Here is an 18,905-nt window from a genome sequence, read left to right on the forward strand (position 1 = left end):
CAAGCCAATCGCCCGCCTGCGCCGCCCCCCACGCCGGTCGCGGCCGCGCCGACGCCTCTCGCTGAAGTCGGCTCGATGGAAGTGGAGGATCCCATCATGGACACCTCCGAGCTGCTCTACGACGCGCCCGCGCCGAGTTCATCCGGATGGATGCGGCGCACGGGGATCTATGCGTCGATTGGCGGCGCACTCGTACTTGGCACTGGCGGGTTCTTTGGACTGCGGAGCCAGAGCCTGAACGACGACCTCTCACGCCGCTACCCCGCAGGGCTCCTTGTGCCTGCGGACCGCCCGAAGTTTGGACAGGTGAAGACGTACAACACGCTGGCGAACACCCTGATGATTGGTGGCGGCATCGTCGCGCTCACCGGGCTCACCTTCTGGGGTTTGTCGGCGGTGTCCTTCGATTCGGACGGCCACGGTGGCGGCAACATCAACGTACGGGGGCGCTGGTGAATCGTTTGTTCATGCTCTGTGCCGCGGCGCTGTTCCTCGCGTGTACGGACATCCCCGAGGGGCTGTGCGACGACGACAGCATGTGTCTACCGGGCCTGCACTGCAAGGAAGGGGTCTGCGCAGGATGCCTCGGCGACGATGAATGCCAGGCCTGGGAGATGTGCGCTGCGGACCGGCGGTGCGCGCTTCGTGAGGGAATGTGCGCCACCAACGCGCAGTGCAAGACGTGGGAGGCCTGCGGGGCCAGCCATACCTGCGAGCTCGCCGAGGGCTTCTGCCTGTCGCCAAGTGACTGCGGCTCCCACGAGAACTGCAACGATTCGACGAAGCGATGTGTCCTCCAGGACGGCCGATGCAACACCGCCAGTAACTGTGGCAGCAGCTATCTCTGGACGCCGTCGTGTGATGCGGACAACTGGTGCCGCACCGCGCCGAGCTCCGGGAACGACGTACTCATCTGGGGGACGCTCAGCCAAGGCTCCTGCGGCAACGACGGGATCTCCAGCGTCATGTCGCCGACGCGCGTGCAAGTGGGGTTTGACTGCGAGAGCCGCAGCTACTTTGACGCCCCTGTCGTTTCCCCGAATGGCCGCGTCTATTACATGGACGCGGGAACGAAACCGAAGCGGGTGAAGATCTTCGTGCCCGACACCTTTCCATCTGAGAACGGTGTTCGCTCATACCCTCGCAATGGCACCAGGAACGACACCCTGGTTCCAGCGCCGGCGTGCTCCGCTACCGACGACGTCTCCAGGTTCGTCATGCAGGCGGGCACCGGTGATATTGCCTATACCTGCAGTGGCCACATGGGCCTCATGACGTACTACGACCGAGCGGGGGCGGTGGTGGCGTCTACCATGCGGGTGATCGCGTGGAACGCCTCGGACTACATGCTCGGTGATCGCAACAGCTCTGAGCTGTTTCTGATGACCCCAGAGCGGACGGATCGACGTGTCATGGGGCTACCGCTCGAGTACAGTGCCATGACCTCCGTGGTCGACGCGAGAGCGCATCCCACGGGATTCATGGTGGCCTTCCGGCGAATCGATACCCGCACCATGGAACTGTGGCACATCGACCATGACGGTATTGCCACCCTTGATGGGACGTACGGGGCAGTCCCCGAGAACATCAACGCAGCCAACGCCGGAGTGCTGGATGCGACAGGCGCTCTCTACAGTCAGGGTACACGCACGGATGTGGTGTTCATCGACGTCATCATCAGACGCCGGCCCGACGGCACTGTTGGAACAGTCGTCTACTCTGAGGATTCTGCTCCGGCGTCGGTCAACTTCGGCTCCAACTACGAGCGGCTCTTCAACTTCTTGCACATTTCGGAGCTCTTCGCGGGTCCATAGCGACGCCCACGCCTGTGCAGCCCCTGCCCCATGGGCAGGGGCGTGTAGCGCGCCGAGCGGTGCGCCGCTGCTTTCACCCTCCCCCGGATGCGCACAGTTTCGGACAGGACCCTATGACCGGGAGGAAGGCATGGCGCAGCCAGGCAGGCGTCGCATGTACCTGGGGATGGCCGGCACGGCCGTGATGCTGTTGGGAGGCTGTGCGTCCCATCGCTCCAGCGCGAAGGTGGACAAGCAATGGGTGGCGCGCGTCCCACCCGGCGAGCTGGGAAACGTGCGCGAGGCGCAGCTCACGGAGGACCATGCCCGGGAGCAGCGCACCCGCACCCAGGTGGCCAGACAGGACGCCGAGGCGGAGCGAGAAGTCGCCCAACGCAACGAGGACGCCGCGAAGTCCCGCCGCGAAGCAAGTGAGTCAGCGCTCGAGGCCGCGCAGGCAACGGGTGACGTCGCGGCCATCGAGCGGGCCCAGAACGCCGCCTGCACGGCCCAGCACGCCCTCACCCTGGCCGAGGCGGAGACGGCCTGGCGCGACGACGCGGTGACGACGTTGAAGTCGCTGGAGGTCATGCGCCAGCGGGAGCTGGACGTGGCCGACGCCCAGCTCGAACAGGCGAAGTACGAAGCCGTCAACGCCAACGCGGACGTCCGGGCGAAAGAGCTGTCCCCAGGGGACTTCTCCAGCGCCGTCGCCGACGCCCGGCGAAAGGCGGCGGATCAGCAGCGCCAGGTGGACGCCAACCTCCAGCGCGAACATCAGGCCAAGGCGCGCTGGCAGCAGTTGCAGGACCAGGGCTACGGAGGCAGCGGCTCGCAGCAGCCCTGAGACGCGCCTTCACCTCGTTGCGCCCCACGCGACAGCGCGGGCCGGAGCACCGTGCTCCGGCCCGCGCCGCCATGCCCGCAGCCCGCTCACTGCGCCTCAGGCCCGCGAGGCTCCTTCCACGGGGGCAGGCTGCCCTGCGGACACACGGGCGTCATGTCAAACCGGCCATAGAGTCCCTGATCCTCGTCCGCGGGCCCCGCCGTGAAGAAGAGCGTCTCGGCGGGTAGGCCCTGCACGCCAGTCCCGAAGTGCAAGGACCAGAGTCCGTCGACCTTGACAGGCTGCCCGTCCGGTCGATTGAGCGCGCCTGCCCAGGCGCCGGAGGCAGGGTCATACGCGTTGATGGCGCCATCCCCGAAGTTGCCCACCAGCAGGTGGTTGCTGAACTGCCCGAAGCCCGCCGGAGCCAGGGCCATTCCCCACGGCGCATTGAGCGCGCCCTGAGAAGCGAACCGCCGCAGCAACTGCCCGTTCATGTCGAAGGCGTTGATGTAGCCCGCGCCCACGCCGGGGACATCATCCGAACGCTCCGCGTCCTGCTGCGCATACGAGACATAGAGGGTGCCCTCGATGTTCTGGATGTTGAAGGGCGCATACCCGGCGGGCAGTGACGGGTCCGCGAAGGCGCCCGGCATCGGCATGTGCGTGAAGCTGGAGTTGAAGACGTCGATTCGATTGTTCCGGAAATCCGCCGCGTACAGCCTCGCGTCCGCTCCGGTGCCGGCCATCGCCAGCCCCTTGTACACAGAGCGCACCGCGGAGTTGTCCACCACGATCCTGGCCGAGGCCTCGTCCACCGCGGGTGCCCAGGCGGCCAGGACGCCCTCCTCCGTTGCGAAGATGAAGCGAGCGGGACCCGAGACCCCGGTCCCTGTCACGACGATTGCTTCCGAGCCATTGAACACCACGCCGGTGGGCTCTCCCGACTCGGTCTTTCCTGGCGGCGCGGGGATGCCCACGACGAGGGGCTGCTGAACCCCATTGCCGTCATACAGCGTTGAGGTGCCCGTGCCCCCGTTCGCCACCCACGCGATGCCCATCGGGTTGAAGGCAAGCCCCCAGGCGTTGACGAGGTGCGGATCGACATGCTCGGCGCCAAGCGCCGGACTGTTGGCCACGAGGTTGCGTTGTGTGTAGCCGCCCGCCTCCGAGCAGTTTGCCGGAGGCGCGGGTGGCATTGCCGCCCTGGCGACCGGGACCACGAGGACCGCGACCACCGCGGACAACACACCTTGCATCAACGTGGACCTGCGAGTGTTCATCATGATTCCCCCTCTGAGACGGCGAACCGCCGCGTGCTCATTGAGCAACAAGCTGGGAGGACGTCTCGGGATGAACAACCGGCACTGCTGCCCAGGAGTATTGCGCACCGGACGGCAGAACCCGGCCCGCGGGGGCTGCCTGCCCTACTCGCCTCGGGACGCCTTGTCCTCGCGCCACCAGTGGCTCATGCGCTCATGAATCTCCGCCTCGTAGCCTTCCTTGCTCGGGCGGTAGAAGACGGAACGCTCCAGCGGGGCGGGCAGGTACGTCTGCCCGGGCACGTAGTGGTCCTTGAAGTTCCAGGGCGTCTGGTAGCCCTTGCCGTGCCCCAGCTCCTTCATCAGCTCGGTGGGCGCGTTGCGGATGTGAAGCGGAGGCTCCGCGTTGGGATGCTCCTGGAGCGCCGCCATCGCCGCGTCCAGCGCCGCATAGGCACGGTTGCTCTTCTTCGCCGTGGCCAGCAGGACGACGGCGTGCGCCACGCAGATGCGCCCCTCCGGCATGCCCATGGCGTGGAAGGCCTCCTCGCAGTCACGCACGATGCTGATGGCCTCCGGCATCGCCATGCCCACGTCCTCCACGGCAATCACCTTGAGCCGCCGCCACAGTGACGCCACGTCGCCCGTCTGGAGCAGCTTCGCCGCCCAGAAGACGGCGCCCTGGACGTTGGAGCCCCTGCACGACTTCTGCAGCGCGCTCAGCAAGTCGTAGTGCTGATCGCCGTCCTTGTCGTGGCGGGACAGGCTGGTGCCCACCGCCTCGCGCGCCGTCTCGGGCGTAATCTCCGCGCCGTCCGCGGTGAGGCTGGCCGCCAGCTCCATCGCGCCCAGCGCCTTGCGCACGTCACCCACGCCGCCCTTCGCCAGCAGCGTCAGCGCCTCCTCCCCCACCGTCAGGTTGCGCGCGCCCAAGCCCCGCTTCGAGTCACCGAGCGCCCGCGTCAGCGCCGACTGGATGTCCGCGACGGTGAGCTCCTTGAGCTGGAACACGCGGCACCGGCTGACGAGCGCGGGGCGGACCTCGAAGCTGACGTTCTCCGTGGTGGCGCCCAGGAGGACGAAGAGGCCGCTCTCCACGTGGGGCAGCGCCTGCTCCTGCACGTTCTTCGCCCAGCGGTGGATTTCGTCGACGAAGAGGACGGTGCGGCGGCTGTACTGGTTGCGCAGGCGCTCGGCCTCGGCCACCACCTCGCGGATGCGGGGGATGCCGTCCGACACGGCGGAGAGGATGACGAACTCCGCGTCCACGCCGGTGGCCATCATCCGCGCGAGCGTCGTCTTGCCCACCCCCGGGGGCCCCCAGAAGAGGGAGGACACGATGGCCTTGCGCTCGATGAGCTGGCGCAGCGGACGGCCCGGGCCCAGCAGGTGGGACTGGCCGATGAACTCGTCAGGCGTGCGAGGCCGCATCCGCTCCGCCAGGGGCGCGAAGCGATTCACGTCGACGGAGGCGGAGAAGAGGTCGGGGCCAGCGCTCATCGGGCCGCAGGCTCTCCCCTCCGTGGCCCAGGGTCAATCGTCCGAATCGAGCGGCTCGACGAGCACCTGGCCCAATGTCAGGTCGTTCAACGCGGTCCGCAGGGCCTCCACCTGGGTGACGGGCAGCTCCAGCCGGTACCCCACGGTGGCCGAATACTCCTCCGCCAGCACCTGCACCTCGTAGGACGGCAGCAGGCGGCGCAGCCCATCGACGTGGGTGTACTCCACCTCGACGGCCAGTCGCGTCTTGCGCACACGCTCCGTGGTGGGGAGGCTTTCGAGCGCCTGCTGGACGCCAGCGGTATAGGCGCGCACCAGCCCGCCCTTCCCCAGCAGCGTCCCGCCGAAGTACCGGGTGACGACCATGGCCACGTCGCCAACGCCCCCGTGGAGCAGGGCGGTGAGCATGGGCCGGCCGGCCGTTCCATGGGGCTCGCCGTCGTCGCTCATGCCCACCTGGGCGGTGGAGCCCGGAGGCCCGACGACGAAGGCCCAGCAGTTGTGGGTGGCGTCGGCGAACTCCTCGCGGACGCGGGCGATGAAGGCCTTCGCCTCTTCCACGGTGGGCGCATGGGCGGCCGTGGTGATGAAGCGGCTCTTCTGGATGTCCTGCTCCACCCGGTGGAGCCCGGCCGGGATGGGGTAGCGCTTCTCGTCCATGGGTGCGGTGGCTTGCGCAGTGTCTCATATCGCCAGCAGCCGTCCCGCCGCCACAGGCCGACGCCAAGGAAGAATCCGGAGGCGGCGCCGCGTTCCGGGCCCAACGCCGATGTCCGGCCCCTGACACCCCATGCTCAACGCCCGCCCCCGCCGCCTGGCCGCCTTGCTCTCGCTGAGCCTCCTCTCCCTCGCGGGCATGCCCGCGGAAGCCGCTCGGAACACCGCCCCGCCTCAAGCGCGTGCCGAGGGCCGAACCTGTGGCCCCGTACAGGACCCGGACTGGATTCGAGGCGCCGTCGTCTACGGCGTCGTCCCGCCGCTCTTCGGCGAGCAGCCCTTCAAGGCCGTCACCGCGAAGCTGGACTACCTGCGAGACCTGGGCATCGACGTGCTCTGGCTGTCACCGGTGAATACGACAACGGACCCGGGGGACTTCGGCTACGCCGTCACCGACTACTTCGATGTCCGCCCTGACTACGGCACGAAGGCCGAGTTCAAGGAGCTCATCGACCAGGCGCACGCGCGCGGCATGAAGGTGATGATGGACTTCGTGCCCAACCACACGTCGAACGCGCACCCGTACTTCCGGGACGTGCTCGCGAAGGGCAAGCAGTCACCGTACTACGGCTACTACGACCGCGACGCCCAGGGACAGCCGACGCACTACTTCGACTGGAAGCACCTGCCGAACCTCAACTACGACAACCCGAAGGTCACCGCGATGGTGCACCGGGCCTTCCAGTACTGGGTGCGCGAGTTCGACGTGGATGGCTTCCGCGTGGACGTGGCCTGGGGCGTGAAGGAGCGGCGCCCTGGCTTCTGGTGCGACCTGTCCACGGCGCTGCGGAAGGAGAAGCCGGACGTGTACCTGCTCGCGGAGGCGAGCGCGTATGACCCGTACTTCGTGCGCAACGGCTTCAACGCGGCGTATGACTGGAGCGCCTCGCTGGGCCACTGGGCCTGGGAGGGCGTCTTCGAGGACCGTCAGCAGTTGGCTCCGAAGCTGTACGCGGCCCTGAAGGGCGGGCAGACGCCCGAGGACCGCGTGGCCCGCTTCCTCAACAACAACGACACGGCGAAGCGCTTCATCGGCCGCCATGGCCCCGACTCGACGCGGGTGGCCGCCGCGCTGCTGCTCACCCTGCCCGGCATCCCCATCGTCTACACGGGCGACGAGGTGGGCGCGGAGTACGAGCCCTACCAGGAGCCGCCGCCCCTCTCCTGGGACGAGGACCCGCACGGCCTGCGGGAGCACTACCGGAAGCTCATCGACCTGCGGGACACGCACCCCGCGCTCGCTGGTGGCGCCTGGGTGCCGGTCGCCGTGAAGGACAATCCCTCCGCCCTGGCCTACCTGCGCCATCAGGACGGCGCGAGCGAGCCCGTGCTCGTCGTGCTGAACTTCGGGCCCGCCAGGACGCTGCGCCTCACCCTCCCCCAGGCCTACGCCAGCCTGTCCAGGCATGCGTCCCTGAAGGACCTGCTGGACGAACGAGACGTCCCCATCCGCGCCGAGGGGACGCGGCTCGAGGTGGCAATGCCTGCTTCGGGCGCGGTGCTGCTCACGCCCCGGAGCTGAGCGCGCGCGGGGAAGACGTTCCCCCCGTGGGTGGTTTCAACTTCACGAAGCAGCGCTCCGAAGAAGGCTGCACGGAAGGTCGTCACCGAGTCTGGAACTCGACGTGGCGCCCGTGGCCCCACGGTCTCCGTGGGGTCCTTGGCCCGTCGACTCATCTCACTGAAGTGGGTGCATGCCCCTTCGCACGCGACTGCTTCGTCCCCTTTCGAAGGGAGCGTCTCCGAGCGCTCACGCCTGACGCAGCACCAGCAGCCGAAGCTCCGTCATGTCCTCGATGGCGTACTTCACGCCCTCGCGGCCGATGCCCACGACGCCTCCGCCCACCTCCAGTTCGGCCGTCAAGGATGTCCAAGCGCTGGAGCACGCCGTGCGGTCCGAAGGCTTGAGGATGAACGGGTAGCCCGCGGCGCGCTTCGACACCTCCCGGTTCAGCACCTCGCCCCCGCCGAGCAAGGCCTCCTCGGCGGCGGCCTTGATGGTGTCGATGCGTCGGTCCACCGCTCCCCGCGCGGCGCCAGACGCCTGAGCAGACGATGAGCCCGCGTCAGCGTGTGTCGGGGAGTTGCGTGTAGTCGTGGAAGTTGCCGTGCAGCCGCTCGCCGGGTTCGCCCTCGGTGACGGCCTGGACCAGGTACTTGCCGCCCACGAAGCACCCCTTCCACGAACCACCGATTCCGCCGAAGACCTCCTCCCGGTCTCCGCGCGAGCGCGGCCCGTTGTGGCCGACCTTGAAGGCCCGCAGCTCGGAGGAGACGCGCTTGCACGTGTCGGGCTCGTCGCAGGCGATGGAGGCGACCAGCGAACCGTTGGACACGTTCATCTCCGCGATGAGCTCCTCCTCGCTGTCCACGACGACCAGCGTGTCCACGGGGCCGAAGGGCTCGCCGTGGTAGAGCTTGCAGTTGCGCGGCACGTGCAGCAGCGCGTGCGGGGCCAGGTACGCGGAGACGTCCTGGTCCGGCAGGAAGCGCTCCGCGTCCAGCCGCCCGGCGAAGAGGGGCACGGCGCCGCGGCCCTCCGCCTCGCTCATATGGCCGTGAAGCTCCTCGACCTTCTGGCTGTTGATGAGCGGGCCGAAGTCGAGCGCGGGTGGCTCGCCATCCGGAGTCTCCGCCAGCAGCGGGTGCCCCACCTTCAGGGCGGCGACGACGGGCAGGTACGTCTCCAGGAAGCGCGGCATCAGGCTCCGCTCCACGACGAAGCGCGGGTACGCGGTGCAGCGCTGCTTGCCGTACTCGAAGCCCTTCTTGAGCTGCTTCGCCAGCCCGTCCCAGTCGCTGAAGTGCCAGATGCCGTAGGCATTCACCCCTTCCATCTCCAGCATGTAGCGCTTGTTGCGGTCATAGAGGCTGGCCGCGATGTCCCGCCCGTTCGCCTTGCCGCCCACGAAGGACAGGCAAGCGATCTCCGGATTGCGCACCAGCGCGTCGCTGAGCTGTCCGCCCGAGCCACTGATGAGCGACACAGGCAGCCCGCAGCGGCGCGCGAGCGCCATGCAGAGCGTCAGCGAGAAGAGCCCACCATCCGTGGGCGTCTTGGCGATGGCGCTGTTGCCCGCGAGCACCTGGACCAGCACCGCGTGGACCAGCACCGACAGCGGGTAATTCCATGAAGCGATGTTGGAGATGAGCCCCAGCGGACGGCGGCCCTCCACCATGGGCTCGATTTGGGAGACGTACCACTCCACGCCAGTGATACAGCGGTCCACGCTGACGCGCGCCTGTGGCACCGGCTTGCCAATCTCCCAGGCCAGGATGAGGGCCAGCAGCTCGCGCTGCTCACGCAGCAGGGACAGGCACTGGGTGACGCGCTCCTTGCGCGCATCGAGGTCCTGGTGGGCCCAGGTCCGCGCCTCCGCGGCGGCGGCGCTCGCGGCGACGCGCGCGGTGTTCGCATCAATCATGGGCAGGCGGCCCAGGACGGTGCCGTCCACCGGGGACAGGTAGGGCTTCCCCTTTCCGGGATGCCCCCATTCACCCGCGATGAGGTTCAGCACTCGGCCAGACGGGTCGAACGCCTCGGGAACGAGCGCCCGGATTCGGCGCTCCAGATTGGACCACTCCGCGTAAGCAGGCACCACACTCGCCATGGGCACGCCCTCCACCGGAAGGAGACCAGGCCGACACTCCACCCGGCATCGGCACATTGCGTCAAGGTGATGGCGCGTGAGGCGCGCGGCAACCGCCGCCCCGCGGCCACGGGTTGCGTCGCTTTTCGCGCGCTGCGCCTTCCGGATTTCTTCCCAGCGAGCCGCATTGACCTGACAGATTCCGGTGCAAACTGACTACTCAGGAAGTAGCCTCTTCCTGTATGGGGCTCCCTTTCCTGAATCCGGCCCGACTTCCACCCGGAACCCGGGTGGGCCCGTGGCGCCTCATGGACCTGCGAGGCCGAGGCACCTACGGCGCCGTCTACCGGGCCCGGCACATCACGGGCACGCACACCGTGGCCCTCAAGCTGGCCCTGCATGCCCGGGACGAACGCTTCGCGCGCGAGGCCGAGCTGCTGTCCCGCATCCACCACCCCGCCGTTCCCCGGTTGCGAGCGAGCGGGCATTGGCAACCCGTCAAGGGACCGCCCCACCCCTACCTCGCGATGGACTGGGTGGAGGGCACGCCGCTCTACGATTGGACCAGCGAGCACCGCCCCACGTCGCGGCAGGTGATGGCCCTGCTCGCGAGGCTGGCGCGGGCGATTGAAGCCACCCACGCGGCCGGGGGGCTGCACCGGGACGTCAAAGGGTACAACGTGCTGGTGCGCGAGGCCGACGGGCACGCGTTCCTCATGGACTTCGGCTCCAGTCACTACGTGGGCGCCGCGACGCAGACGAGCTCGCCGTTTCCACCAGGGACGCCGGCCTATCGGTCCCCGGAAGCGTGGCGCTTCGCGGCGAGTGACTCCGCGCCGCCGTATGCGCCGGGGCAGGCGGATGACGTCTTCGCGCTGGGCGTCACGGCGTTCCGGATGATCACGGGGCGGTACCCGCCGTCGACGCATCCTGATGTGGCGGAGTCCAGGTTCTGGCACACGGAGCGAGCCCAGGCCCCATCCCCGCGAGACGTGAATGGGCACTGCTGCCCGGAGTTGAGCGCGTTGGTGTCGCGGATGCTCGCCCCAAGCCTCCATGCGCGAGGCAGCGCACGCGAGCTGGCGGAGTCGCTGGATTTCGCGGTGGCACGGGCGGGCTCGGAGTCGGATGTGCCACTCATGGTGGGAGGTGCCCTTCACGCCCGAGCATCGGCGCGGTGGAAGGAACGTTCCGTCCGCCATCGGGCCCGACGCCCCCGGTGGCCATGGGTGGCCATCATCGGACTTGGAGGCCCCCTGGTACTGAGCCTCGGCTGGCGGCCTCGCGCGGGAGCCGCAGTCGAAGTCGCTCCCATGCCGACTGCGATGTCCGTGGAGGCAACTGACGGCGGCACGGTGGCGGTGGGAGACAGTGTGTTCGCGGCTCCGGCATCTCCCATCCAGGCCCCCGTTGCATGGTCGACCATCGCCCTGGAGATGCCACCCCGCCCCTTTCCTGGGCAGACCCGGCCAGACGCATCTGGACGGTGCCCACGCAAGCTCCAAGTCCCCATCAACGGTGGCTGCTGGGTGAAGCTGGCCGTCGATAACCTGAAGGACTGTGACGAGGATGGGTATGTCCACAAGGGCGCCTGCTATGGCCCCGCCTTTCCCCCCGCCCGGCCTGCAACATCGAGCCCCGCCCACTGTCCTACGCGCCACTGAAGCGCAGCTCCTGTCGCCCGCGTGCCCGCACCCCGCGTCGCTTCGGCAAGGCGCACCGCTGCGGCATATCCTGCTGTCGATGACGCCCACCTACACAGTCACCGCCGTGCGGAACCGGGACGAGTTGGAGCACATCCTGGCGCTGCAACAGAAGAACCTGAAGCAGGCGCTGTCCGCGGATGAGATGCGCTCACAGGGGTTCGTCACGGTTCAGCATGACCTGCCGGCGCTGGAACAGATGCACGCCATGGCGCCCAGCATCGTCGCCCGCCACGATGGAGTGCTGGTGGCCTATGCCCTGACGATGCCGCGCGAGGCCCGCGCGCTGGCCCCCGTCCTGGAGCCCATGTTCGCGCTCCTCGACTCGCTCGAGTTCCGAAGCAAATCGCTGCGAGACTACCGCTTCTACGTGATGGGGCAGATCTGCATCGACAAGGCGCACCGGGGACAGGGCTTGTTCGACCGGCTCTACCACCAGCACCGGGACCACTTCCGAGCTCGGTTCGACCTCATCGTCACCGAGATTTCCGTGCGGAACCTCCGCTCCCTGCGGGCGCATGAGCGGGTCGGCTTCGAGACGATCCACACCTACCGGGACGCGACGGACGAGTGGGCCGTGGTCGCCTGGGACTGGGCGCCGCCACGTCCCCCGGACGTCATCCCCGAGGGGAACACGCGCTGAGCGTTGAGTCAGCCCCTCATCAAGGGAGCTGACGTTGCACACGCGCGCTGAGCCCGATGAGGGCCGCACGGTCCTCCGCGCTGAACATGGCCCCAAAGGCCCGAGCCTCGGCGGAAGGATCGCGCTGAAAGAACTCCGTCTCGCGCCGAGCGAACTCCGCGATGTTGGCCTCGGTCGCGGGCTGGTTGAGCAACTCTCGCTGCTGCGCGTAGAAGTCCCCCACCTGGCCTGCGCCGAACTCGCGAGCGTAGGCCTCCACGGCGGGCCCCAGTCGCGTCAGCGGCCTCGTCACGCCAGAGGCTTGAAGCGCGGGGCCCACGAAGGGCACGGCGTGAACCACGGCGCCCGGCAAGGCCCCCACGGCATGCCCGGCCGTGCCCAGCATCCCCACGGCCCCCGACAACAAGGGCCGGATGGCCGCCCCGACCGACCCCGGAGGACTCTGCCGCGTGACCTCCAGGGCCCGCTGGCGCTGTCCGCCGGATGGCGCGGCACCTTGACCGGAGAGATTCACCAGAGGGGCTGAACGCGGTGGCTCGAAGCGGTCCCTGGAAGCCGGCGGCTGCCGAGCAGCATTCCCAGGCGCCGATGGCGGCGTGGCCACGGAATCCCGAACGCGGGACGCAGATGGCGCCACGGCGGGGCGAGGCGCGACTCCAGGACGAATCGGACGAGTGTTCCCCATGCCGAGGGCATACCACAGGCTATTCACGAAAAACAGACTTCGCGCCATCCCACTCATTCGCCCCTCGGCAGCGCACGCAATGACTCATCCGCTGCTGCCCAAAGCGACGTGTCACGTTGAAAAAAGACACAGGACACGCCCAATCCCTCATCACCCATCCACGCCTTGGGAGGCCGAAAAACCACGGCATCGGGCAAGAGACGCCCAGGGTCGCTTCAGAGGGAGACAGGCACCCTATCGCGACGGAAAGAGGGCCATTCCCACACCTGAAGTGCACAGTGCTGGGAACAGATTCGTGACGAAACACAGACACGAATCCGTATTGCCAGGAGCATTCGAGTTTGATGTATTAAATCCGTCTCACCTCATTATCCCCCCTAGCAGGAGTTCCCCTGATGCGTCGTTATGTTGGATCTGCCTTCCTCGCCGCCGGTCTGCTCGTTGGCTGTGGTCCGAGCGAGACCGAAACGCCCACGCAGCAGCCCCAGGAGCAGCAGCAGAGACTGCTGACGGAGGCTGACGTGGACGTTGCCACCGAGTGCCAGGGCATTCTCCAGTTCGTCAATGAAGCGCCGTTCAACACGCTGGACGCCTATCTGCCCAGCAACGTCGTCCACAACCTGGTCAACCGGCGCGCGGCTTCGCAGTTCGTCTCCCTGGCGGATATCTCCTCCGTGGCGCTGGTCGGCCCGGCGCGTCTGCAGCAGATCGAGCAGGGAGCCCGGAGCCAGGACTACATCGACACGGACTGCTATGGCATCGCGGATGGGCTGGCCCTGTCGCGGGATGACGCGACCGCCATCGTGTCGCTGGTGAACAGCGTCAGCTCCACCGAGCTGCACGACATCCTCCCCTACGCCTGGAACGGCGCGCTGAACCTGCGCAATCTGCGCCCGTTCACGAACGCGGACGCCATCGCGAACACGACAGGCATTGCCGACGTGAGCTTCCGCAACCTCCGCAACGCCGCCACGCTGAGCCGCCCATTCGAGGCGCTCATCAACGCGGTGAACAACCTGCCGCGACCGCACGGTGGTGTGTTCATGGCGCGCCACTTCGACTGGTGGGCGAACATGAACGGCGATTTCCAGCGCCTCCAGGTCCAGGAGTGCTTCGGCGAAAGAACGGAGCGGGTGTCCGAACCGCAAGACCACCGCGGGACGAATGCTGACGCCGCCGAGGTTCGCGCCCATGTCGAGGCGTTCGTCAACGCTGCCGCGAACTTCGGCACGTTGGATCCGGAAGTGAAGGCCGCCGGTCTGGCCAACCTGAACACCCTGATCGAGGGCCGCTCGTTCTTCGGCTGCTCCTACGGCTACGCGCGTGACTCCTGGAGCGACCACAGCGCGACGTTCTTCGTCGACACCGAGTCCGGCTTCAGCGTGTACACGGACAGCTACTATTCAGAGTGATTCACAGGCGCTCCGGACGAGGCTGAACGGCCCGTCCGGGGCGCAGCAGACGTGAAGCAAGCGGAGGACGCTCGACGAGTTCCCCTCAAGCGAGTGGAGCTTTCGGGACTTCTCGCCATCCCATCACGCGAAGCGCGAGTCCAGCTTCGTGAGCTGGCTCGTGAAGCCTTCCTGCTGCATCTTCGTGAACTCCTCGCTGTGCATCGCGTCCAGCATCACCACCATCCGAACGCCGTCGCCGCTCGGGACGAAGTCCACGGCGATCTTGCTCTCGTAGGTAGCGACACCCGGGAGGAAGTCGATGACGTTCGTGAGGACGAGCCGCGAATGTGGCGCCACCTCGGTGAAGCGGGAACGGGTCGCGTGAGAGGTCGGCTGGCCCATCTGCTTCATCGCGGCAATCATCTCCGGGGAGTCAGCAATCATGTCGTACCGAAGGGCGCCGCCTACGCGTGCATCGAGTTCGTGCACCGCGGCACGGAAGCCCTGGGGTCCCCACCACGACTCGAAGCCCTCCTTCGTGGTCCAGAGCGCCCAGATGTCCTCGATTCCCGCCCGGTAGGTGCGCTCGATGACGACCTTCGCCTTCTCGTTGCTCATTTCCGCGGCCCCTTCTCTTCGACTCGGCGAGTCTGTTGATGTTGCTGCTTCTTCTCCAGTGCGGCTCCGAAGCGATCGAGTCGCGCCTCCCACAGCTGCCGGTACCCGGTGAGCCACCCATCGAGCTCCTGAAACGGCTCCGGCTTCAAGGCATAGAGGCGACGCTGCCCATCCGGCCGCATCGAGACGAAGCCCGATTCCGACAGGATGCGCAGATGCCGCGAGACACCTGACTGGTGGATTCCGGCCTTCTCGACGACGTCACTGACCTGCTGCTCACCGGACCGAAGGGCCTCGACGATGCGGCGGCGCGTCGGGTCGGCGAGAACCTGGAAGACGTCAAGATGCATGGATGTACATATGCACACTGATGCATGTATCCGTCAAGGCGGGCCCTACACAAGCGCACGGGACAGCCAGGGCGCCGTCGTGTCGGCGCCTGGAGCCCTCTGGCAAGGCCCCGCTCGGAAGAACTCCGTGGCGGCAGCCTCGATTCGGGCTGGCTGCCCCCTCACTCAGCGGCCGTCAAAATCGGCCGAGTACGCGCACGCGAGGGACTGAGCGCTGAGGATTGCGGCTGACTCCGCGCTCGCCTCCCGAGGGCTGGACGGTTAGAAACACTCCATCCATGGCGCCTCCTGGCCTCCATCCCCTCTCTCCCATGGCCCCCATTTCCGGAAGTGGGGGCGTTCGTGTGAAGGTCGAGGGCCTGCGCCGCACCTTCCCAGGCAACGTCGCCGTGCTGTCGGGGCTGGACCTGGACGTGGCGCCCGGTTCGTTCGTGGCGCTGCTCGGCCCCTCCGGGTGCGGCAAGTCCACGCTGCTGCGGCTGGTGGCCGGGCTGGACCGCGCCGAGTCCGGGCACATCTCCTTCACCCCGACGCTGGAGCGCCCCCAGGGCGAGCGCGCCCCCATCGCCTACGTCTTCCAGGACGCGCACCTGCTGCCCTGGCGCTCGGTGCTGGACAACGCGGCGCTGCCGCTGGAGCTGACCGGCGTGTCGAAACCGGAGCGGCAGGCTGCCGCGCGCGCCGTGCTCGATCAGGTGGGGCTCGGTGATGCCACCGACCGCTTTCCGGCGGAGCTGTCCGGAGGCATGCGCATGCGCGTGTCCCTGGCACGCGCGCTCGTCACCCACCCCCGGCTGCTGCTGCTGGACGAGCCCTTTGCCGCCCTGGACGAGCTGACGCGCGGCCGGCTGGATGATCAACTCCGCGCGCTGTGGCGCAAGCTGGGGATGACCGTGCTCTTCGTCACCCACTCCATCTCCGAAGCCGCCTACCTGGCCGAGCGAGCCGTGGTCCTGTCGCGACGGCCCGCGCGCGTGGTGCTGGACCGGACGCTGGAGTTGCCAGTTGAACGCAGCGCGTCCCTGCGCACCGAGGCATCCTTCGCCCGCGAGGCCCGCCTGCTCAACGAGGCCCTGGAACAAGGAGAGCGCTGGTGAACCGCTCAGCCCTTCGCGCGGCGGTCCCTCCGCTGGTGGCGCTCGTCGTCCTGCTGACCCTCTGGGAAGGCACGGTGCGCCTTCTGGAGGTTCCGCGCTGGCTGGTGCCTCCGCCCTCGGCCATTGGTGCCGTGGGAGCCCAGGAGGCGTCCTCGCTCGTCGGCGCGGCGATCACCACGGGCCGCTCCGCCCTGGTCGGCTTCGGGTTGAGCGCGGTCCTGGGGGTGCTCGTGGCCGTCCTCCTCGCCTCCTCGCGGATGGTGGAGCGCGCCCTCTACCCCTACACCCTCTTCCTGCAGACCGTGCCCATCGTGGCCATCGCTCCGCTGCTGGTGCTGTGGTTCGGCCCGGGCCCGCGCGCCGTCGCGGTGTCGTCCTTCATCGTCTCGCTCTTCCCGGTCATCGCCAACACGCTTACCGGGCTGCGCTCGGTGGAGCCCTCCCTCCGGGACATGTTCCGCCTCTATGGCGCGCGGCGGCTCGCCACGCTGTGGAAGCTGGAGCTGCCCGCGGCGATGCCACACCTGTTCACGGGGCTGCGCATCGCCTCGGGCCTGGCCGTCATCGGCGCCATCGTCGGCGAGTTCGTCGCCGGGTTCTCCGAGGGCACCGCGGGGCTGGGAATCCTCGTCCTTGGCGCGTACCGTCAATTGCGCACGGATCTGCTGTTCGCCGCGGTGCTGGCGGCCTCGGGGCTGGGCTTGGTGTTGTTCGGTGTGGTGAGCCTCACCGGCGCCCGGCTGCTGCGGCGCTGGCACCCGTCGGCGCAGGGAACATGACTCACCTGGAAAGGAGCTGAACGTGAGCGGACGCCTCTTGAAACTGCTGGGCTGCGCGGTGCTTCTCGTGGCCGCGGGCGCCTGCTCGCGCCAGAAGGAGGAGCCCAAGCAGGGCTCCCAGTCCGCCACGGGAGCCAGCACCGCCCCGCCGAAGGTGGACGCCCCCGCCAAGGTGCGGCTCGCGCTCAACTGGGTGCCAGAGCCCGAATTCGGCGGCTTCTACGCGGCGCGGGAGTCGGGGGCCTTCGCCCGCCATGGGCTCGAGGCGGAGATCCTCGGCGGCGGAGCCGGCGCCCCCGTGCCGCAGATGGTGGCCACCGGCAAAGTGGAGTTCGGCATCAGCGGCGCCGACGAGCTCCTCGTCGCGCGAGCCCGAGGCCTGGACGTGATTCCGCTGTTCGCGGTGTACCAGACCTCTCCGCACGCCATCATGGCCCACGCCTCTCGCGGGGCGAAGAACATCGCGGACGTGCTGTCCTCGGGCACGGTGGCGCTGGAGCCGGGCCTCTCCTACGTGGCCTTCCTCAAGAAGAAGTACAGCTTCGACAAGGTGAAGGTGGTGCCCTACGACGGGGGCGTCGCGCGCTTCCTGGCGGACAAGGACTTCGCCCAGCAGTGCTTCATCACCGCCGAGCCCATCGCCGCGAAGCGGCAGGGCGCCACGCCATCGGTGTTCCTGGTGGCCGAGGAGGGCTTCAACCCGTACCTCGCCGTGGTCATCACCCGGCGCCAGTACTGGAAGGAACAGCCCGAGCGGGTGAAGTCCTTCGTGGCGGCGGTGCGCGAGGGGTGGCGGGCGTACCTGGACAACGCGGGGCCCACCAACGCGGTGATGGGAAAGCTGAATACGACGATGGACGCGGAGACGTTCGCGGAGGGGGCCGAGGCGCAGAAGCCGCTCATCGAGACGGAGGAGACGCGGACCCAAGGCCTGGGCACGATGAACCGCCAGCGCTGGGAGCAGTTGGCCCAGCAACTCGTGGAGCTAAACCTCATCGAGAAGGCGCCCGCCTCGGACGAGTTCCTGCTGCCGGAGTTCACCGGCTCACGCGATTGAAGAGTCGCGGAGCCGTATCAGCCAAGAGCCGCTCATCCCTCTCGAATATCCTCCGGCCCGGTGACCCGGGATGCTGCCTGATGGCGAAAGCCCGGAACGCGGGGGTGCCGCGCAGCGCATGCACGGCGGAGTTGACGCCCCCTGCCTGGAGTTGCCCCCGTCAAATCGGACAGCTCAGGGGTGAGATGTAGACGGAGCCGATTTCGGACAGCCACACAACCACGCGAGACGCCGTAAGCGTTCAAGGGGCTGGGCGGTTGAAGAAGGAGCTGGCCAGTAACCGGCGGGAGGCTTGTCGCTCGCTGACGCGGCGTGGGGCTTGGGACACGGCCTGTCTTGGCTGAAGTCGCCCCCAAGGCTGCGCGCATCGAGGAGCTCGAGCGCCAGATCAAGGAGCTGACTCGACTGGCGCAGGAACTCCGGGAACAGTCGCGGCCTAACCGTCCGGCGAGCGACGTGCCGGGAGGCATTGCCGGGGTAGAAGCCGTGGTGGCCTCTGGCCCCGAATGTCGAAGCCGGTGGAGAAGCAGGCGACACTGGAGCGCCACGTCTTCGGCCGCAGGGCTGAGAAGCGTGGACGCGGTGGCGAAGGGAGCCGCGCGCGCCGAGCCCCTGCTGGTGCTGGCCACGACGGCGCCCTGCTGGCGGAGGGGGCGTGCGCCGGCTCCGCACGCGGCGCCTGGCCCAACGCCCGCGGTGACGCGCCGAAACTCCACACGCCCCAAAACGGAAAACCCCCGGTGTCCACGAGGGACACCGGGGGCTTCTCAAAAAGAATCCGGCAGCGACCTACTCTCCCGCGCGGTTTCCCGCGAAGTACCATCGGCTCTGGAGGGCTTAACTTCCGTGTTCGGGATGGGAACGGGTGGGACCCCTCCGACATAGCCACCG

Annotated in this window: 18 protein-coding genes and 1 rRNA gene; 10 read left to right on the forward strand and 9 right to left on the reverse strand. The window is 68.1% G+C overall.

Annotated features, from left to right (window positions below):
* The 3 genes from HNV26_RS32370 to HNV26_RS32380 all read left to right on the forward strand — a co-directional run.
* The coding region (locus HNV26_RS32370) for a hypothetical protein (RefSeq protein WP_216612931.1) at positions 1 to 456 on the forward strand (456 nt) is incomplete at its 5' end.
* A complete protein-coding gene (locus HNV26_RS32375) occupies positions 453 to 1,814 on the forward strand; it encodes a hypothetical protein (RefSeq protein ID WP_171444261.1) in 1,362 nt (453 codons plus the stop codon). The genes HNV26_RS32370 and HNV26_RS32375, both read left to right, overlap by 4 nt.
* A 130-nt stretch (positions 1,815 to 1,944) precedes the next feature.
* Positions 1,945 to 2,640 (forward strand): hypothetical protein, encoded by a 696-nt coding sequence (locus HNV26_RS32380; protein ID WP_171444262.1) that lies wholly within the window; start codon positions 1,945 to 1,947, stop codon positions 2,638 to 2,640.
* Between the two features lie 86 nt (positions 2,641 to 2,726).
* Here the strand turns inward: HNV26_RS32380 and HNV26_RS32385 are convergent, their stop codons facing one another.
* From HNV26_RS32385 to HNV26_RS32395, 3 genes are all read right to left on the reverse strand, one after another.
* Positions 2,727 to 3,905 (reverse strand): TIGR03118 family protein, encoded by a 1,179-nt coding sequence (locus tag HNV26_RS32385; protein ID WP_253817266.1) that lies wholly within the window; start codon positions 3,903 to 3,905, stop codon positions 2,727 to 2,729.
* Positions 3,906 to 4,046: 141 nt separating this feature from the next.
* Complete coding sequence (locus HNV26_RS32390; protein WP_171444263.1) at positions 4,047 to 5,381, reverse strand: replication-associated recombination protein A; 1,335 nt, start codon at positions 5,379 to 5,381, stop codon at positions 4,047 to 4,049.
* 33 nt (positions 5,382 to 5,414) lie between these two features.
* Complete coding sequence (locus tag HNV26_RS32395) at positions 5,415 to 6,041, reverse strand: YigZ family protein (protein ID WP_011552906.1); 627 nt, start codon at positions 6,039 to 6,041, stop codon at positions 5,415 to 5,417.
* A gap of 130 nt (positions 6,042 to 6,171) precedes the next feature.
* Between HNV26_RS32395 and HNV26_RS32400 the strand changes: the two genes are divergently transcribed.
* Positions 6,172 to 7,620: an alpha-amylase family glycosyl hydrolase gene (locus HNV26_RS32400; protein ID WP_171444264.1), complete on the forward strand. Its 1,449-nt coding sequence runs from the start codon at positions 6,172 to 6,174 to the stop codon at positions 7,618 to 7,620.
* A 228-nt stretch (positions 7,621 to 7,848) separates the two neighbouring features.
* Here the strand turns inward: HNV26_RS32400 and HNV26_RS38750 are convergent, their stop codons facing one another.
* Both HNV26_RS38750 and HNV26_RS32410 read right to left on the reverse strand, forming a co-directional pair.
* Entirely contained in the window at positions 7,849 to 8,118 is a 270-nt protein-coding gene (locus HNV26_RS38750) for a hypothetical protein (protein ID WP_253817267.1), read from the reverse strand.
* Positions 8,119 to 8,164: 46 nt separating this feature from the next.
* Complete coding sequence (locus tag HNV26_RS32410) at positions 8,165 to 9,709, reverse strand: aldehyde dehydrogenase family protein (RefSeq protein WP_171444265.1); 1,545 nt, start codon at positions 9,707 to 9,709, stop codon at positions 8,165 to 8,167.
* Positions 9,710 to 9,996: 287 nt separating this feature from the next.
* Here HNV26_RS32410 and HNV26_RS32415 point away from each other — a divergent pair, with 287 nt between their 5' ends.
* Entirely contained in the window at positions 9,997 to 11,352 is a 1,356-nt protein-coding gene (locus HNV26_RS32415; RefSeq protein ID WP_171444266.1) for a serine/threonine-protein kinase, read from the forward strand.
* Positions 11,353 to 11,431: 79 nt separating this feature from the next.
* Positions 11,432 to 12,034, forward strand: a complete 603-nt coding sequence (locus HNV26_RS32420) for a GNAT family N-acetyltransferase (protein ID WP_171444267.1) — start codon at positions 11,432 to 11,434, stop codon at positions 12,032 to 12,034.
* Between the two features lie 19 nt (positions 12,035 to 12,053).
* Here the strand turns inward: HNV26_RS32420 and HNV26_RS32425 are convergent, their stop codons facing one another.
* Positions 12,054 to 12,548 carry a hypothetical protein gene (locus HNV26_RS32425; protein WP_253817268.1) on the reverse strand — a complete coding sequence of 165 codons (495 nt, stop codon included), beginning with the start codon at positions 12,546 to 12,548 and terminating at the stop codon, positions 12,054 to 12,056.
* Between the two features lie 566 nt (positions 12,549 to 13,114).
* On the opposite strand from HNV26_RS32425, the gene HNV26_RS32430 reads away from it, so the two are divergent.
* Positions 13,115 to 14,131, forward strand: coding sequence for a hypothetical protein (locus tag HNV26_RS32430; RefSeq protein WP_171444268.1), 1,017 nt, complete (start codon positions 13,115 to 13,117; stop codon positions 14,129 to 14,131).
* A 123-nt stretch (positions 14,132 to 14,254) separates the two neighbouring features.
* On the opposite strand, the gene HNV26_RS32435 is transcribed toward HNV26_RS32430, so the two are convergent.
* Positions 14,255 to 14,731, reverse strand: coding sequence for an SRPBCC family protein (locus HNV26_RS32435; RefSeq protein ID WP_171444269.1), 477 nt, complete (start codon positions 14,729 to 14,731; stop codon positions 14,255 to 14,257).
* The gene (locus HNV26_RS32440; protein ID WP_171444270.1) at positions 14,728 to 15,081 is read right to left on the reverse strand and encodes an ArsR/SmtB family transcription factor; all 354 of its coding nucleotides are present in this window, start codon (positions 15,079 to 15,081) and stop codon (positions 14,728 to 14,730) included. Before HNV26_RS32440 ends, HNV26_RS32435 begins: the two co-directional genes overlap by 4 nt.
* A 311-nt stretch (positions 15,082 to 15,392) precedes the next feature.
* Between HNV26_RS32440 and HNV26_RS32445 the strand changes: the two genes are divergently transcribed.
* Genes HNV26_RS32445 through HNV26_RS32455 form a run of 3 tightly spaced genes read left to right on the forward strand, consistent with a single transcriptional unit; the run spans position 15,393 to position 18,014 of the window.
* The gene (locus HNV26_RS32445) at positions 15,393 to 16,178 is read left to right on the forward strand and encodes an ABC transporter ATP-binding protein (RefSeq protein ID WP_171444271.1); all 786 of its coding nucleotides are present in this window, start codon (positions 15,393 to 15,395) and stop codon (positions 16,176 to 16,178) included.
* Positions 16,175 to 16,957: an ABC transporter permease gene (locus HNV26_RS32450; protein WP_171444272.1), complete on the forward strand. Its 783-nt coding sequence runs from the start codon at positions 16,175 to 16,177 to the stop codon at positions 16,955 to 16,957. The genes HNV26_RS32445 and HNV26_RS32450 overlap by 4 nt, the downstream gene beginning before the upstream one ends.
* Positions 16,958 to 16,979: 22 nt before the next feature.
* A complete protein-coding gene (locus HNV26_RS32455; protein ID WP_171444273.1) occupies positions 16,980 to 18,014 on the forward strand; it encodes an ABC transporter substrate-binding protein in 1,035 nt (344 codons plus the stop codon).
* Between the two features lie 776 nt (positions 18,015 to 18,790).
* Here the strand turns inward: HNV26_RS32455 and rrf are convergent.
* Positions 18,791 to 18,905: ribosomal RNA gene (gene rrf / locus HNV26_RS32465) — 5S ribosomal RNA — on the reverse strand; the annotation flags it as partial.

Origin of the sequence: Myxococcus xanthus, assembly GCF_013116825.1 — a bacterium.
Taxonomy (GTDB): Bacteria; Myxococcota; Myxococcia; order Myxococcales; family Myxococcaceae; genus Myxococcus; species Myxococcus xanthus_B.